Consider the following 16,535-nt stretch of genomic DNA (forward strand, 5'->3'; position numbering starts at 1 on the left):
GCTCTTTTTTTACGTTTGTTGATTTCCTTTTTTTTGTTTTTGCAGCCACATAAAAAAAGACATATCATCGTAAATGTCATCTTCTAGCACAGCCTTATAGACATGATCACTCGTATAGTAGCGATTATATCCGCTTTGCTGCTTGAAAAATAAAATACATTCCCGCTTCTTTTCAGTGAGAAGTGATTTTAATAATACTTGTTTCTCAACTTTGCCCTTCACGATATTTTCTGGAAGCACGGAAATATCAAGCTTCCACTCTTCACCCTTCTGAATCATATACACACTCCACTGATACTTACCTTTTTCATTAGCAAATATCATCTTATAAGGTTGAAAACGCTTTGTAAGCTGATACCCCATGTGAAAAATAGATTCTTCATCCATTTCATCATTTCCTACGTAAAAATTAATGATGCGATTTGTCATGACATTTAACTCAAAACTCTCCCCTGAGAGCGGGCAACCGTACTCTCTTAACAAATTAAATAAACGGTTGGATACCACCAGTTGATTTGCTTCATGTTTTAATTCACTTGAGTATGACAGCAGCTCATTCATGTTTTTTGATTCCCCTATCTATAGATCGTGAATTGTTATTGATATTCGCTTTTTTTTTATAAAACCCTTTCACTTTTACCCTTTAATTAACTAACTAGAGGTAAATTAAGTTATGTAGAGCAACATTTTATGAATAAATCAAGTTTGAGTATAAAACTTGAAGAAGTTTAAAGACTATAGTCGATACCGATTTTAAGGAGGACTTAGTATGAATAATCACGAACTTCCTACAAACATGCAAACTGGAGCTATCCCCCCTCAATTGAACCATGGAGGGCATGAGCTATTTGACGTTCATGAAACACTTGCCGGCTCGATCAATGTAATGGATCAGTTTATGATGTTTAGGCAATATGTAAAAGAACAAGAGCTGCTTGATATTATTGATCGGCAATATCAGTTTATTTTAAATGAATATAATTTAATCGTAGAAGCTTTTTCTACTGGCCAAAAGCCGGCCGGTTCTACACATGTATATAACATGAAGCAGTCTCATACCTTTGTTTATGGCTTAAAGCCTTCGCAGCCTAAAAAGCCGAATCAGTCCGTTGAGGAAATTAATGAAAAAGGAATTTCAGGTCATATGCTGGGTCTAGTCAAGTCTCAAGCATCTCTTTTAACTATGACAGCTTTAGAAATAACTAATCCTGTTGTTCGCCGAATATTCGGAGACAGTGTTCCTAATTGGATTGAAATGGCTTATGAAATTTCTCTTTATCAAAACAAACATCATTATTATCAAGTGCCGCAGCTTGCAAAAGAAGATATGCAGCAAATGATCACAAGTTTCGCAAAAGCTACTGCCTCTCCTCAGATGCCTAATAACCATAAGCTGCATTAATTACAAAGAGGCTGGGGCAAACGTATTTTAACTAAAGGAAGATCCGAACGATTCATCGTTCGGATCTTTTCATTAGTATGGTGAATATAGGTTATGTTTAGAGTTGATTCTAGCTGTTGATTGGAGGGAAAGGCGAAGACTCCTGCGGGAAGTGAAGTCATGCACGGAAATCAACAGCGGTGGAACAAGCGATCCATACTCGACCATTTATCCAATTTGTTCCCCTTTAGATTCGATTGATATAGTTGTGTCTCAATCTCTTTTGCGTATATATTTCAGAAAATGACAAAAAACTATGCATTTTGGATTATTTTCTGAATATTTGTAGTATTTTGATTAATTATGTATTATAATACAGTTAACTAATAGAAAGGAGTGAGAGATGCATCATATATACTCGGATTACAGTTAAAGGAGGTGTCATAACACGCTCGCAATACGTTTGCTAAAAGTCAGTTGAACTGTAGAACCGATATGTGATAGACCATGATGGTAAAGTTAAGATTAATTCCCCTAAATGAACATGTAACATAATAAACTGCTTCTTTTTCTTTTTAAAGATAGAAGCAGTTTTTTTATGTGCGTTTTTCTTTTCCCGATTTAATACATGTTTTCTCCACTTTGGCTAACACTTAAGATATACATTTACGTACAAGGTGGTGACTTTGATGATCGCCGTAAAATTACTATTAGTCGCAGTTTTGATTGCATTAACTGCTTTTTTTGTAGCGACAGAATTCGCTATTGTAAAAGTAAGGAGTTCAAAAATCAACCAGCTTCTAGAAGAAGGAAATAAAAAAGCCGTATCTGCCAAACATGTTATTACGCATTTAGATGAATATCTATCCGCTTGTCAGCTTGGTATCACCATCACAGCTCTCGGGCTTGGTTGGCTTGGTGAACCGACGCTAGATCGGTTGCTTCATCCTCTTTTTACTACCTTCCATACGAATGAGCCGCTTGCTGGTATTTTATCTTTTGTCATTGCATTTGTTGTTATTACCTTTTTACATGTTGTCTTAGGAGAATTAGCTCCTAAAACGTTTGCTATTCAAATGGCTGAACAAATTACGCTGAACTTTGCAAAACCGATTATCGTGTTTTACAAACTTATGTATCCGTTCATTAAAATATTAAACGGCTCAGCTCGTATGTTGACCAAGATATTTGGTATAACGATGATTTCGGAAAATGAAGCTGCTCATAGTGAAGAAGAACTTCGCATTTTGTTATCTGAAAGCTTTGAAGGCGGTGAAATTAATCAGTCCGAATATCGATATATGAGCAAAATTTTTGATTTTGATGACCGTTTAGCTAAAGAAGTAATGGTCCCGCGAACGGAAATTGTAAGTGCTTCTAAAGATGACGTGGTAGAGGTTTTTTTGCAAATTGCAAATGTCGAAAAATATACCCGCTATCCAATTGTTGAAGATGGGGATAAAGATAAGATAATTGGTCTCGTTAATATTAAAGAAATTTATAATGATATTGTATTTAACGAAAAAGACGGCACCAATACGTTAGAATCATATGTCAAGCCTATTTTTAAAGTAATTGAAACCGTACCTATTCATGACTTGCTCGTAAAGATGCAAAAAGAACGCATTCAAATGGCTATTCTTTTTGATGAGTATGGTGGAACCGCGGGGCTTGTGACAGTAGAAGACATTATTGAAGAAATTGTGGGAGAAATTCGAGATGAGTTTGACACGGACGAAATTCCTTATGTACAAAAAATTAAAGACGATCACTACATTCTTGACGGAAAAATGCTCATTAGCCAAGTAAATGATTTACTCGGCACGGATATTAGCGACGAAGAAGTAGATACCATTGCCGGGTGGGTGTTAACCGAAAAGTTTGATGTGACCAAAAATGATATCATTCAGCATGAGCAATTTTACTTTAAAGTTTTGATTATAGAAGATTTTCACATTAAGTATATAGAAGTAAAAAAAAGAAAGAAGAAAGAAAAAAAGGATGATCATCATTAATCATCCTTTTTAGTTATTCAAAATCCCTTTTACCAATCGTCTCCTCCATCAAAAAAGTCTCCATCCAACAGATCCTCCCCGGCTTCTTCAATATCTTCTCCAATTTCACCAAGCGCCGAGTCTTCAAACATATCATCGATCAAATTCTCAATGAGCAGCCCGCCTAACATACCGGCTGCAAAGCCTCCCATTGCTCCTCCTAACCCGCTCATACGTGGATGATGTGAATGCTGATCATAGTGAGAAGGCTTATAATATTCATAGTCTCGAGGATTTTCCATCATCTCTTCCATCGCTTCTTCCAGCAAACGAGCGATAGTGGATGGATGGCTTAGTTCATCATTTGTAAAAAAGAGTTCGTTTTTTATTTCCCTCTCCCGGCCGAAAGAAGGCAAATCTAGCTCCAATAACACTCGTATACCTTCTCGTTCAATGGCTACCTCAAACTCAACCTCATTTACATATCCCTTTAAGAAGTCTGTAGGAAAAAATGCAAATTCTTGTTTGTATCCGTTAAATTTTCCTGAATGGTGTTTTTCTCTAAACCCAAGTGCTTCAAAGCCCTCTACTAGCTGATATAAGCTTTTTGGTGCTTTAATGCGCACAGGGTCCCGGTCTGTTGAGTCAACTCCCCCTTCAATATCTAAGTGTGTCTTAAAGAAATAGCTAACGTTGCTCGCAGAGATTGGAAGATCCAAAGGTAAATGATATGTAAATGGAATTTCCTTTTTCTCACCTTCATTAATTGTAAATGAAGAAGCTGCGCGCAGGCTTTCCACACGATGTGTATGCATTTGACCGCTTTTCATTTGAACTTCAAGCCAAAATTCAACATCAATTAAATTAATATGTTGCTGAACGTTTCCGCCTTGGATGACAATAGCTCCTTCAATCACATGACCGAGCGTATAGGCCGTTTCATTTAATCGTAAATCTACTTTGGCAGCTCCAACTCCCATTTTAGCAAACATTTTTTTAAACATTTTTTTCCTCCTCCAAAATGCTCTTACTATATATACGAAGTATACCGTTTATAAGTTTCAACTTACAAAAAAAGAACTCAATTTCTTGAGTTCTTTCTGTTGCTTTAAAGCTCCTGTATTAAAAAACCCAGCCCCAGCAGCAGTTACGTCTTTTGCAGCAATGACGTTTTTTACAACCGCCGTGATGTCCGCCGTGATGACAGCCACTGTGGTGACCATCGTGATGCCCTCCATCGTGGTTACCGCCGTGATGTCCGCCGTGGTTGCCGTCATGCCCTCCACCGTGGTTACCGCCATGATCGCCACCGTGACCCCCGCCATGATGACATTTTTTATGACCTGAACGATGATCATCATCATGTTTAGGACAATGATCGTTATGCTTATAATCGTTATGACAGCATTTACCTTCATGGCTACTTCTTGGATCATAACCAGAAGTTTTGTAATAATACTGATTAGAACACCAGCAACAGTTCTTTTTGTTGTTGTAACTCACATAAACCATCCTTATCTATAAATAAGATTTATATAGGCAATTTTATACCTATATATAAATAGATTATGTAAACTAGTACAAGGAAGTGCATTGCTGTGGGCCATGACCTAAGCCTGTTTTTAGGAGTATGTACGGGGAAGATAAGACAAGAAAAAAAGCCATCTAGAGATGGCTTTTTTATATTTGATTTTTCACTTTACTTGCGCTTTCTGCATAAAACTCTAGAATTTCTCTTCTTCTCACAATTCCAATAAATACGCCTTGATCATCCGTTACAGGCACAAAATTTTGGTCAATTGCCTTTGAAAGGATGTTTTGAACTTCATCATATATAGCAATTGGGTTATAATCTTGATAGCGGTCAATCTCTGTTAATTTAATATTTTCCGTATCTTGAAAGCGATAGTCTCCTAGGCTTTTTAACTTCCAAAGAAGATCTCCTTCAGTAAGAACGCCCACATATTTACCATCATCATCAACCAGTGGAACTGTAGAATAGCGATGATACTCCATTTTTTCAAGAGCCTGTCTTAATGTGGAGTGAATATTTAATGTTACAACATCACTTTTTGGTACTAAGAAAAATGCAATATTCATTTTTTAATCTCCTTTTCCTTACCCGCTCATCTTACAATTTCTATTTATTTGTTCAATTTTCGGCTTATTTTAATGTTTTAATCATACAAAATGCAGCTCGCAGTTATCTTACATTTACAACTATAAGCTGTCAATCCTAAGCTATGTAATTTCGGCTTCATATTTCTTTATTACAGTACCCGTTTTCTAAATAATCAAATCCTAATTTTTAGAAAAAAACGTCTAGTTAAAATGATTGCTCCTGCAGCTGCTGCTTTATACTAATAAGGGCCGGAAGAGCTACTTTCAGCTCTTCTTCTCTGCGATAAGAACGCAACTGAACCTCATTATATGCTCTGTTTATACTTTTTGACTCATGAAAAAGTCCCACATGATTCGGCTAGCATTGGGGCCTTTAGGATCCGTATAGCTGCCCGCTGAATTCCCTCCTGACCATGCATGCCCCATTCCATTGATAATATATTTATCAATAGCCAATTCTCCCTTACTGCTTTCGTAGCGATACGTTGTATAATCCCGTCCAAAGAGGATTTTTTCTTCTCTCGTTTTAACCGGGCTATTCTGAATCCATCCATCTATTTTTCCGTTATAAGCAAGATTATTCGTTGTAATCCACTGGTGAACCACTTGATCTGCATTGGCTACATTTACCGTCGAATCGGCGTTACCATGAAATACAATGAGCGGCAGTGGCTTTGCCCGTTTTCCCATTTGCTGATAAGCAATTCTTCCTTGTTTAACGGGGGAAGGACCTTTACTGGCCATGACGGAATACGCATTAAATACGTTAAGAGCCGCCTGATATTCGATACCTGCTGACACACCTATGCCAGCAAACAGTTCTGGATACGTTACCCCCATGACGATGCTCATGGCTCCTCCTGCTGACAGACCGGCAACAAACACTTTATTTTTCTGAATAAAGTGCATGTTTTGGACTTTTTTTACAATCCCTGCAATAATCGCTGGCTCGCCAAATCCTCTAATTTGATGAAGCGGTTCAAACCAGTTCCAGCATTTATTCATATTTGAGTTAGAAGACTGCTGTGGATATACGACAATAAATTCCTTTTCGTCGGCGAGCTCATTCATTTGCGTGCCTATCGCAAAATCATCTGCATTTTGTGTACATCCATGCAGCATAACCATTAGTGGGTAAGATTTCAAAATATGATAGGATTTAGGTAAATAAACCTTGAATTTTTTTCCTTTATGAGTATATGTTTTAAATGATTCAGATGACGCTTCTTGTTGTTCACTTGAAGACACGAGCGTTGACGTATTTATAACATTAGGTAGTGAACCCAACATGGTACCCCTCCTCTTTTTGTCAACGTTTTCATTTTTCTTCCCAATTACGTCCTGTATTACAATACTACATATTATTTCGTTTTTTTGCACGTTCTACATACTCTAAGAGTACAACTTGTTTTGGTTTTAAGCCGTTTTTTATATTCTTTAAAATTGGGATTTTTTTGCTATATATATACTTTATTACTATATATGAAAATTGTCACTATAATCATGAAAAAAGGACAAACATGCCGTTTGCCCTTTTATTTGGACCTTGATGTTTACATACCTTTTGCCGAATTAAGCATCTATACTTTTATTATATGATGCTCCCTATCATTTATATGAATTTATTGCTCTGCATGTTTCAATCTGTAGCCTTTTATTATTTCATGCTCTGCTTTTTATTCACCAATTCTATAGGAGCAAATGGCAAGGTGCAGGTGTGGAAGCCACGTTGAAAAAGAAGCATCTTGAATAGCAAATGTTTTGGATTAACCTCTTCTTTGTTCGCAACATTCATACAAAGGCTGATTGTAATCACTCTTTTCCCCTCCTTTTTTTTAAACAGGTATAGCCAAGAGGTGCTATTAGAGTAGATTCCTTTATTTTGCATACATTTTTTAGAAAACTATGGTAAAAATAAGACTTATCATATGGAGGTGAATAAATTGGCAAATATCCCAAAGGATACTGAGCCCTACTGGCGCGATCATTTAAAGTTTCCAACATACCCATCTCTTTCAGAAAATCGAAAAGTTGATGTTGTAGTAGTAGGAGGCGGTATTAGCGGTATTACAACGGCTTATTTATTACAAAAAGAAGGACTGAACGTGGCGTTAATTGAAGCTGATAATATTTTAAATGGTACAACCGGTCACACAACAGCAAAGATTACAGCTCAGCATGACGTTATCTACGATGAACTGCTTTCACACATTGGCGAAGAAAAAACGCTGCTGTATTATAAAGCAAACGAACAAGCTCTTCAGTTTATGAAAAACTTAATTCAAACGGAAAACATTGACTGTGATTTTTCAGTACAAGATGCTTACTTATACGGAGAAACGCTGGAGTTTGACCATCGAGTTCGTAAAGAATTTCGAGCCTATCAGCGATTACATATTCCATGTGAATTTGCAACAGAGCTTCCTTTTAGTTTTGATATTAGAGCAGCAGCTATTATGAAAGATCAAGCTCAGTTTCATCCGTTAAAATATCTGCTTCATTTAGTAAAAAAATTCACAGAAAGCGGCGGATTGATTTTTGAAAACACCGTAGCAACGGATGTAGAAGAAAGCACGTCGCCCACCGTTGTCACAAGAGACGGACATCGCATTTCTTGCAAATATGTAGTGGCGTGTTCACACTTTCCATTTTATGATGGAGCGGGCTTTTACTATACGCGCATGTATGCCAAACGTTCGTATGTGTTAGCAGCAAAAGTTGAACAAGCTTACCCTGGAGGCATGTATTTAAGTGCTGATCAGCCTACTCATTCGCTGCGTTCAACAAAAGTTGACGGAGAAGAACTCATCTTAATTGGCGGAGAAGGCCACAAAGCTGGACAAGGAATTAATACTATGTTCCACTATGAGTCCCTTCAGAGGTTCGCCGAAGAAAATTTTACTGTCCAACATTTTCGTTATAAATGGTCTGCACAAGATTTATTTACGCTTGATAAAATTCCATATATCGGGCCCCTTAAAGAAAGCAAGCCAAATATCTTTATTGCTACCGGATTTAAAAAATGGGGCATGACTCATAGCACCATTGCAGCACATATTATCCGGGATGCAATAACCGGGAAAGACAACCCCTATGCAGAGTTGTATCATCCATCTCGTTTTTATGCGGATCCTAGCCTTAAGCATTTCTTTCGTCAAAATCTTGATGTGGCTGAACACTTTATTACCGGTAAGTTTTCAATGCCTGAAAAAGGACTCGATCAGCTTCAAAATGATGAAGGGTCGGTCGTATATGTAAACAGCAAACGTACGGGGGCGTATAAAGATCCTCAAGGGAAGCTTCACTGCGTCGATACTACATGCACGCACTTAGGATGTGAAGTAAATTGGAACGCCGGTGACCGCACGTGGGACTGTCCTTGTCACGGTTCTCGTTTTTCTTACGACGGATCTGTGGTAGAAGGCCCTGCTAAAAAGCCGCTTACACCAGTGGATGTCAATTCAAGCGATAAAAAAAGCACGCCGTAGGGCATGCTTTTTTTATCATTATCAATGGATTCACATTTGAATTTACTCTTTACATCCTTCTTTTCTAAAGTATCGATTATACACTAAAACCATTGCATAAATGACTAAAAAAGAAAACGTAAAGATAATTAACCTTCCAGATTCAGGGACATGATCAAGATAGTCTGTTTCAAAAAACATAACAAACATCAAAAATGGCAATAGAAACAAAAACCAAATAAAATCTCGATCCATAAACATTTTTATAAAAAATAAAATGGCCCCGATGTAGACAATCATCAAAAACATAATCATTCACCAAATTCTATTTAATACTAGAGGTGTTGTAATGATTATATCGGATTTCTCCGGCGAAATATAGAGTCATTGGTTTTAATTTTATAAATTCCTTACAACTTTCAAACTGCTATTTTAACATAATAAGGGAATTTACTGCTGTAAAGACTCTAAGTGAGCAAAAAACTGCGGGTATGAAACGGATACCGCGTCACGATTTTCAATAATTGTTTCCCCTTCTGCAATACAAGAGGCAACAGCAAGCATCATGCCGATACGGTGATCTCCGTGGCTGTTTACATTTGCTCCATGAAGTTTTGTACCTCCGTGAATAATCATTCCATCTTCCGTTGCTTCAATGTTAGCTCCCATTTTGGTTAACTCATTCACTACCGTATCAATACGATTTGTTTCTTTGACTTTTAACTCTGCAGCATCTTTAATAACGGTAATCCCTTCTGCCTGTGTGGCAGCTAGTGCAATAATTGGGATTTCGTCAATTAGACGTGGAATTAAGTCTCCGCCTACTTCCGTACCTTTTAAGTGAGAAGCTTCTACAACTAAATCTGCATAGGGTTCCGCCGTTTCTTTTGTTTCTTTGACTGTCTCGATCGAAGCCCCCATATTTGAAAGCACATCTAAAATACCCGTTCGAGTCGGATTCATCCCAACTTTTTGAATTTCAATGCGACTGTTTGCAATAATAGCCCCCGCTACTAAAAAGAATGCAGCTGACGAAATATCACCAGGCACTTCTACATGCGTTCCTCTTAACGTTTGACCGCCTTCAATTGAAACGGTTAATCCTTCTTCTTTCACTTTAACTCCAAACGCCTCTAGCATACGTTCTGTATGATCACGCGATTTCGCCGGTTCCGTTACAGAAGTTGTTCCTTCCGCCTGCAGTCCAGCAAGTAAAATAGCTGATTTTACTTGTGCGCTTGCAACAGGAGATGTATAGTGTATACCTTTTGCTTTCCCACCTCGAATAACAAGCGGTGTAAAATTAGCGTCTTTTCGGCCGTCTAAATGAATATTCATATCACGAAGCGGACCAGTCACACGCTTCATAGGGCGTTTGGCAATAGATTCGTCTCCAATTAACGTTGAATGAAAGGGTGTATTTGCTAAAATCCCCATCATGAGGCGAATCGTGGTGCCCGAATTTCCGACATCTAAAATATCAGATGGCTCTTTTAGCGCTTGTATACCTTTTCCTTTTACCACGACGCTTTGTTCATCAATCATTTGAATATCTACACCTAGTTTTTGAAAGCAGGAAATGGTGCTAAGGCAATCATCTCCCGGCAAAAATCCGTTAATTGTTGTTGTTCCTTCTGCAATTGAACCAAACATGACGGAACGGTGAGAAATGGATTTATCTCCTGGAATTTGAATCGTTCCTCGTAAAGCTTTTACTGTCACAATCTGTCTCTCCTTTTATGCGTGAAGCGAATCACGAAATTCTTTAGCATCTGAAAAGTAATCAAATAACTCGTGTCCGTCACCTTTTTCTACTAATAGTTTTACTTGTTCCATTTCTTTCATCCAGTCATCGAGCAACGTTAAAAGCATAGAACGGTTTTGCTTTAATATGTCTCTCCACATATGAGGGTTGCTTGAAGCAATTCTCGTAATATCTCGAAAACCGCCTGCCGCCATTTCTGTAACAAGATGATTATTTGCTGAATAGCCTTTGACTTGTCTTACTAGACTGGTTGCAATCACATGTGGTAAATGACTGACAACTCCGGTGATTTGGTCATGAGTAGCTGCATCAAGCGGTACAAATTGTGCACCTGTAGGCTCTAGCAAATGCATAAGCGCATCTATTTTTTCTTTTTGCTCATTTTCAAACGGCGTTAAAATATAGCGCGCCGAACAAAATAAATCCGCTCGTGCATTGACTGCACCGCTCGTATGAGAACCAGCCATCGGATGCCCCCCAATAAATGAAATACGTTTTTTATTCAGCGCTTGGGCTGCTTTCATAATTTCACCTTTTGTACTTCCGACATCCGTTACGATAACCGTTTCTTTAAGCTTCCAAGTAGAAAGGTCGTGTATCCATGCTGTCGTATACTCTACTGGAGTAGCAAGCACGATATAATCTGCTTGGGCTGCTTCTGTTTTTATATCTTCAGCTACATAATCAATGATACCTAGCTGGTTGGCTACTTGTACTTCATTTGTGTTGATATCAGCTCCAACGACTGTTACGTGACGATGCTTCTTCATAGCTAGCGCTAATGATCCTCCAATAAGGCCAACGCCAATAAGTAATACACGTGTTTTCACCTTTCATTCTCCTCTATTCTTTAAAATTGCTTTGCGTATTCTTCGTGTTTTTTTACATTTTCTTGAATTAACTGAATTCGATCTGCCCCAAATTGATCGATAATAGCAGATGCTAGTTCCCAAGCAATCACTGATTCTGCTACAACCGCCGCCGCCGGTACTGCACAGCTGTCTGATCGTTCAATACTTGCAGCAAACGGCTCTTTTGTATCAATATCTATACTTTGCAGCGGCTTGTATAAGGTAGGAATAGGTTTCATGACGCCTCGCACCACAATCGGCATCCCTGTTGTCATGCCTCCTTCTAAACCTCCTGCATTATTCGTTTTACGCGTATAGCCGTTTTGTTCATCCCATAGAATTTCATCATGGACTTCACTTCCCGGTCTGCGAGCTGCTTCAAAGCCTACGCCGATTTCAACGCCTTTAAACGCGTTAATGCTCATAATAGCAGCAGCTAGCTTTGAATCTAACTTACGATCATAGTGCACGTAACTGCCTACTGCAGTAGGCATTCCTACTACTACTACTTCCACTACGCCACCAATGCTGTCTCCATTTTCTTTTGCATCATCGATTGCTTTCATCATTTTCTGTCCCGCTTCTTCATCTAAGCAGCGAACAGGTGACGCTTCAGTTTTTTCCTGAAGTTCTGTTAGCGACTCATATGCCGTTTTTTCAGCTTTCACACCGCCGATTTCAAGTACGTGACATGCAATATTTACACCTACAGCTTTTAATACTTGTTTGGCAACTGCGCCTGTGGCTACTCGTACCGTCGTTTCACGAGCAGATGAACGTTCTAATACGTTTCGCATATCTCTGTGGCCGTATTTAATCGCTCCATTTAAATCCGCGTGACCTGGACGAGGTTTTGTAATTTGTCTCTTTACTTCTTCCTCATGATCAACTGGATCAGCACCCATAATATTTCTCCAGTGCGTAAAATCTTTGTTTTCAACGACTAAAGCAATTGGTGAACCAAGCGTCTCACCGTGGCGAACACCGCCTTTAATCTGAACTTGGTCTTTTTCAATCTGCATGCGGCGTCCGCGCCCATGTCCCTTTTGTCTTCTTGCTAAGTCTTCATTAATATGTTCGGCTGTTAACTCAAGTCCTGCTGGTACTCCTTCAATAATCGCTGTTAATTGAGGTCCGTGCGATTCTCCTGCTGTTAAATATCTCATATTATCGATTCCTTTCTGTTATAAAAAATAAAAAACTCGCCCCTACGTCATAGGGACGAGTTTTTCTCGCGATACCACCCTAGTTGCAAACATTGCTTGCCACCTCGAATTGTTAACGATCCGCTGACCGCTCTGTAAAAGAGTACTCAAAGAGTGTAATTCGCTCACATTTTTGTACTGACTTCCACCAACCGTCAGCTCTCTGAGACAGGGAAATGTTTGCTACTAGTTTCTTATCACTGTATCACTATGAAATTAAGATAATTTTACTGCTGCACCTTTTAATTCTTCCATGAATTTGTGGAATTCAGGAATGTTCATTTGCTGTGCTGAATCTGATAGTGCTACTGCTGGGTCTGGATGAACTTCTGCCATTACAGCATCTGCGCCGATAGCAATCGCTGCTTTTGCACATGGTAATAGTAAGTCTTTGCGTCCTGTCGAATGCGTTACGTCTACTACAACTGGTAAATGCGTTTCTTTTTTCAAGATTGGAACAGCTGAGATATCTAATGTGTTGCGTGTTGCACGCTCGTATGTGCGGATACCGCGTTCACAAAGAATAATGTTTCCATTTCCGCGAGACATAATGTATTCAGCAGCGTTAATGAATTCTTCAATTGTTGCTGCCAATCCACGTTTTAAAAGAATTGGTTTGTCTACAGAACCTGCAGCTTTTAATAGCTCGAAGTTTTGCATGTTACGTGCACCAATTTGAATCACATCTACGTAGTCTAGAGCCGTTTCAATATCTTGAGGAGAAACAATTTCACTGATAATTGATAGACCTAGCTCATCTCCTACTTGACGTAAGATTTTTAATCCTTCCACTCCAAGACCTTGGAAATCGTAAGGTGATGTACGTGGTTTGAACGCTCCGCCGCGCATTAATGTAATGCCTTGTTCTTTAAGCGCTAAGCCCACTTCTTTTACTTGTTCGTAGCTTTCTACTGCACATGGTCCCATTACGAATTCTAAGTTTCCAGGTCCTACTTTTGTGCCGTTGATGTCAACGATTGTATCTTCTGATTTCTTTTTACGAGATACAAGAAGTGCTTTACGGTGATCGTCTTCTTGAAGTTCTAAGCTTGCTTTGAAAATTTCTTTGAAAATATGCTGAATTGTTGAAGCTTCGAATGGACCATTATGGTTAGCTAAGATTTGATCTAATGATTTACGTTCACGAACTGGATCAAAGCGATTCACACCTTGTGTACCTTTTACTTTTCCAATTTCTTGTGCGATTTCACCGCGTTTATTTAATAATTCTAAAATTTCTAAATTTATTTCGTCGATTTGTCCTCGTAATTGTTCTAGTGATTTTGTCATTTTAAAAATCCTCCTTTGATTTTACAACCTTGAACGGATCTTTTCGTTTAGTTTGTATTTAAAAATCCGTTTTACACCTACACAGCCGCTTATGCGGATATACAAAAAGTCCCTACTGATTGTATCAGTAGGGACGAATTGATCGCGGTACCACCCTAATTGCAAGCATTGCTTGCCTCTTCATTAAGATAACGGCTATTGCCGCTTTTGACTATTGCCAAAAGAAAGCTCCAAGAATGTAATTCGCAATCTCTTTTGTACTGATTCGCACCAACCATCAGCTCTCTGAATACAGGGAAGATTTTGCTACTATGCTCTTTTCATCGCTTGTAATGGATATAAAATTATAATGGACCGAAATACAAAAAGTCCCTACTCACCCTTAAGATTGTTCTTAAGAGTCAGTAGGGACGAAAATTCGCGGTACCACCCTAGTTGCAAGCATTTTGCTTGCCTCTTCATTAAAATAACGGCCAGGCCGTCTTTTCCTGCTCGGAAAAGATGCTCAAGGAATGTACTTCGAAAAAATTTTTGTTCTGACTCGCAGCAACCGTCAGCTCTCTGATACAGGGAAATTTTTTCTACTCGTGCTCCTATCAACGCTCAGTATTGACTATGTATGCGTACTTGGATAATCAGTTCCGATCGTTTGAAACTGTTTGTCGCTTCCAAGTTGTGTGTAATGTTGTGTGATGTTGATTTGTATTATGAATGGTTTTTTTATCTTCGTCAACACTTTTTATTAATTTTTTTTATTTTTTTAAAACCATTGCCCCTTCAAACCTCTCTCTATCAAGAGTTTTGTCACTTTAATTTTTTTCAAACACGTATTCCATTTCAGAGTCATATTCAATAAATCCATGTTTTTGATACAAGCTTTTTCCAGCGGCGGAAGCATTTAACCATATTCGATTTACACCACTTTTTTGGCCGTACTGCATCAAGTGCTTTAAAATAGCGGAAGAATAGCCGTGCTTTCGGTGATCAAAAGCTGTATACATGTTCATAACATATGCTTCTTTTCCTTGAAGGTTACCCGGTGAAGGCGGACGTATAAAAAAGACGAGGCTTCCTGCTGATACAACTTTTCCATCGACTTTTAAAATAGCCGTATAATTATTTGGGCTATTTATATTCGCAGTAAAATATTCTTCTGTCGCTTTTCGAAACAGCTTCTCACTCCCATTTAGTTCTCCCAGTTCTTTCATGAGCAGCATTCGCAGGTTAACCAGGTCCTGCACGTCTTCTAATAGTGCTTTTTCAACCATTGTTCTCCCTCTTTTCGTCTCTTTTACAAAAAAAACTCTCAGCATTTGAGAGCTTCATTTAAGCAAGAAAAACAGCTCCGTATACGAGTGCTCCGACAATAACGAACGCTGGATGCACACGTAATTTTTCCAATAAAAGAAAGCTGGCTGCTACTAAAAATAGAGTTTGCCATATACCTGAATCACCGTATGAATTCATAAAAAATTCATACGCCATTAAGCCAAGTAAAATAGCAATTACGGGACGAATGTAGTTGGTCATTTTCTTAACATTTGGTGAATCTTTATACTTAAATAATATTCGAAGTAAAATGACTAAAAGCAAAACCGACGGAGCAATCGTTGCAAAAAGAGCAATCACCGAGCCTAAAATCCCTGCCTGTTGATATCCGATAAATCCCGCCATTTTTGTCGCAATTGGACCTGGAAGCGCATTTCCAATTGCCAGCATTTCACTAAACTCTTTAACGGTAAGCCAATGGTAGCGGTCTACAACTTCTTTTTGAATGAGCGGAATCGACGCAGGTCCTCCTCCATAGCCTAAAATATTTGAAACAAAAAACGCCATAAATAGCTGAATATAAATCATACCGATTCCCTCTTTTGCTTGTGCTCATCGCTTTCGCCTTTTTTTCCTTTTCGTTTTAGCGGAATCCAAGCTGCTGCTATAAGTACAATAATAATAACTGCTGGATGAATATGGGCAAATTCCATTAGTCCTAAACTAATAATGAGTAAGATAATAGCTGGCGTCCAGCCTAAACCAGACGTTGATTTTTTAAAAAAATCCCATGTCATAACTGCGAGCATCACTCCCACTACAGGAACGACTGCTTTGGTCATCCCCATAACCCAGGGCTGATCTTTAAATTGCGTTAAAGTGGTCAACAGTAATACCATTAAAAAAACGGTTGGAATAACGGCTGCAAATAAAGCTGTACCGAGACCTAAGATACCGCCGACTCGATAGCCGATGTATCCAGCCAGCTTTGTCGCAATAGGCCCAGGCAGCGTATTGGCAATTGCTAACAAATCGCCAAATTCATCGTCATCCATCCACTTGTACGTATCGACTACTTCTTTTTTTACAAGTGGAATAGCTGAAGGTCCTCCTCCGTAGCCGAGCATACCTGAGCGAAAAAACGCTATAAAAATATCCAATTGTCGCATTTCTCGCGCTCCTTTCTCTGTGA

General features: G+C 38.6%; 17 protein-coding genes and 3 other annotated features. Of the genes, 3 read left to right on the forward strand and 14 right to left on the reverse strand.

Features of this window, described 5'->3' with window-relative positions; all coding sequences use genetic code 11:
* Positions 1-9: 9 nt before the first annotated feature.
* The gene (locus AC1VNJ_RS06130) at positions 10-561 is read right to left on the reverse strand and encodes a hypothetical protein (RefSeq protein WP_033579460.1); all 552 of its coding nucleotides are present in this window, start codon (positions 559-561) and stop codon (positions 10-12) included.
* Between the two features lie 208 nt (positions 562-769).
* Here AC1VNJ_RS06130 and AC1VNJ_RS06135 point away from each other — a divergent pair, with 208 nt between their 5' ends.
* Together AC1VNJ_RS06135 and AC1VNJ_RS06140 are read left to right on the forward strand one after the other, a co-directional pair.
* On the forward strand, positions 770-1,402 hold the full coding sequence (locus tag AC1VNJ_RS06135) for a spore coat protein (RefSeq protein ID WP_033579461.1): 633 nt from the start codon (positions 770-772) through the stop codon (positions 1,400-1,402).
* Between the two features lie 668 nt (positions 1,403-2,070).
* Entirely contained in the window at positions 2,071-3,396 is a 1,326-nt protein-coding gene (locus AC1VNJ_RS06140) for a hemolysin family protein (protein ID WP_033579462.1), read from the forward strand.
* Positions 3,397-3,425: 29 nt separating this feature from the next.
* Here AC1VNJ_RS06140 and AC1VNJ_RS06145 read toward each other — a convergent pair whose 3' ends face one another.
* The 5 genes from AC1VNJ_RS06145 to AC1VNJ_RS06165 all read right to left on the reverse strand — a co-directional run bounded on the left by AC1VNJ_RS06145 (position 3,426) and on the right by AC1VNJ_RS06165 (position 7,312).
* Positions 3,426-4,379 carry a sporulation protein gene (locus AC1VNJ_RS06145; RefSeq protein ID WP_033579463.1) on the reverse strand — a complete coding sequence of 318 codons (954 nt, stop codon included), beginning with the start codon at positions 4,377-4,379 and terminating at the stop codon, positions 3,426-3,428.
* Positions 4,380-4,436: 57 nt separating this feature from the next.
* Positions 4,437-4,793, reverse strand: coding sequence for a hypothetical protein (locus tag AC1VNJ_RS06150; RefSeq protein WP_409405331.1), 357 nt, complete (start codon positions 4,791-4,793; stop codon positions 4,437-4,439).
* A gap of 262 nt (positions 4,794-5,055) precedes the next feature.
* Positions 5,056-5,475 carry a CBS domain-containing protein gene (locus AC1VNJ_RS06155; RefSeq protein WP_482640465.1) on the reverse strand — a complete coding sequence of 140 codons (420 nt, stop codon included), beginning with the start codon at positions 5,473-5,475 and terminating at the stop codon, positions 5,056-5,058.
* 339 nt (positions 5,476-5,814) lie between these two features.
* A complete protein-coding gene (locus tag AC1VNJ_RS06160) occupies positions 5,815-6,786 on the reverse strand; it encodes an extracellular catalytic domain type 1 short-chain-length polyhydroxyalkanoate depolymerase (RefSeq protein WP_033580627.1) in 972 nt (323 codons plus the stop codon).
* Positions 6,787-7,153: 367 nt separating this feature from the next.
* Positions 7,154-7,312, reverse strand: coding sequence for a hypothetical protein (locus tag AC1VNJ_RS06165; RefSeq protein WP_155404191.1), 159 nt, complete (start codon positions 7,310-7,312; stop codon positions 7,154-7,156).
* Positions 7,313-7,439: 127 nt separating this feature from the next.
* Between AC1VNJ_RS06165 and AC1VNJ_RS06170 the strand changes: the two genes are divergently transcribed.
* Positions 7,440-8,984 carry an FAD-dependent oxidoreductase gene (locus tag AC1VNJ_RS06170; protein WP_482640466.1) on the forward strand — a complete coding sequence of 515 codons (1,545 nt, stop codon included), beginning with the start codon at positions 7,440-7,442 and terminating at the stop codon, positions 8,982-8,984.
* A gap of 42 nt (positions 8,985-9,026) precedes the next feature.
* On the opposite strand, the gene AC1VNJ_RS06175 is transcribed toward AC1VNJ_RS06170, so the two are convergent.
* The 8 genes from AC1VNJ_RS06175 to AC1VNJ_RS06210 all read right to left on the reverse strand — a co-directional run bounded on the left by AC1VNJ_RS06175 (position 9,027) and on the right by AC1VNJ_RS06210 (position 16,512).
* On the reverse strand, positions 9,027-9,272 hold the full coding sequence (locus tag AC1VNJ_RS06175; RefSeq protein WP_013057694.1) for a hypothetical protein: 246 nt from the start codon (positions 9,270-9,272) through the stop codon (positions 9,027-9,029).
* Positions 9,273-9,413: 141 nt separating this feature from the next.
* Complete coding sequence (aroA, locus tag AC1VNJ_RS06180; protein ID WP_063247726.1) at positions 9,414-10,685, reverse strand: 3-phosphoshikimate 1-carboxyvinyltransferase; 1,272 nt, start codon at positions 10,683-10,685, stop codon at positions 9,414-9,416.
* Positions 10,686-10,700: 15 nt separating this feature from the next.
* Entirely contained in the window at positions 10,701-11,558 is an 858-nt protein-coding gene (locus AC1VNJ_RS06185) for a prephenate dehydrogenase (protein WP_033580624.1), read from the reverse strand.
* Positions 11,559-11,578: 20 nt separating this feature from the next.
* On the reverse strand, positions 11,579-12,745 hold the full coding sequence (gene aroC / locus AC1VNJ_RS06190; RefSeq protein ID WP_482640467.1) for a chorismate synthase: 1,167 nt from the start codon (positions 12,743-12,745) through the stop codon (positions 11,579-11,581).
* A 48-nt stretch (positions 12,746-12,793) separates the two neighbouring features.
* Positions 12,794-12,994: a binding site (T-box leader), on the reverse strand.
* 6 nt (positions 12,995-13,000) lie between these two features.
* Positions 13,001-14,074, reverse strand: a complete 1,074-nt coding sequence (locus AC1VNJ_RS06195) for a bifunctional 3-deoxy-7-phosphoheptulonate synthase/chorismate mutase (RefSeq protein ID WP_013057698.1) — start codon at positions 14,072-14,074, stop codon at positions 13,001-13,003.
* A 126-nt stretch (positions 14,075-14,200) separates the two neighbouring features.
* Positions 14,201-14,407: a binding site (T-box leader), on the reverse strand.
* 70 nt (positions 14,408-14,477) lie between these two features.
* Positions 14,478-14,683, reverse strand: a binding site (T-box leader).
* A 200-nt stretch (positions 14,684-14,883) separates the two neighbouring features.
* Positions 14,884-15,342, reverse strand: a complete 459-nt coding sequence (locus tag AC1VNJ_RS06200; RefSeq protein WP_049165361.1) for a GNAT family N-acetyltransferase — start codon at positions 15,340-15,342, stop codon at positions 14,884-14,886.
* Between the two features lie 58 nt (positions 15,343-15,400).
* Positions 15,401-15,931, reverse strand: a complete 531-nt coding sequence (locus tag AC1VNJ_RS06205) for a chromate transporter (RefSeq protein WP_014459451.1) — start codon at positions 15,929-15,931, stop codon at positions 15,401-15,403.
* Positions 15,928-16,512 (reverse strand): chromate transporter, encoded by a 585-nt coding sequence (locus AC1VNJ_RS06210; protein WP_482640468.1) that lies wholly within the window; start codon positions 16,510-16,512, stop codon positions 15,928-15,930. Before AC1VNJ_RS06210 ends, AC1VNJ_RS06205 begins: the two co-directional genes overlap by 4 nt.
* Positions 16,513-16,535: the final 23 nt, after the last annotated feature.

This window comes from Priestia sp. 3CA3 (assembly GCF_056836725.1).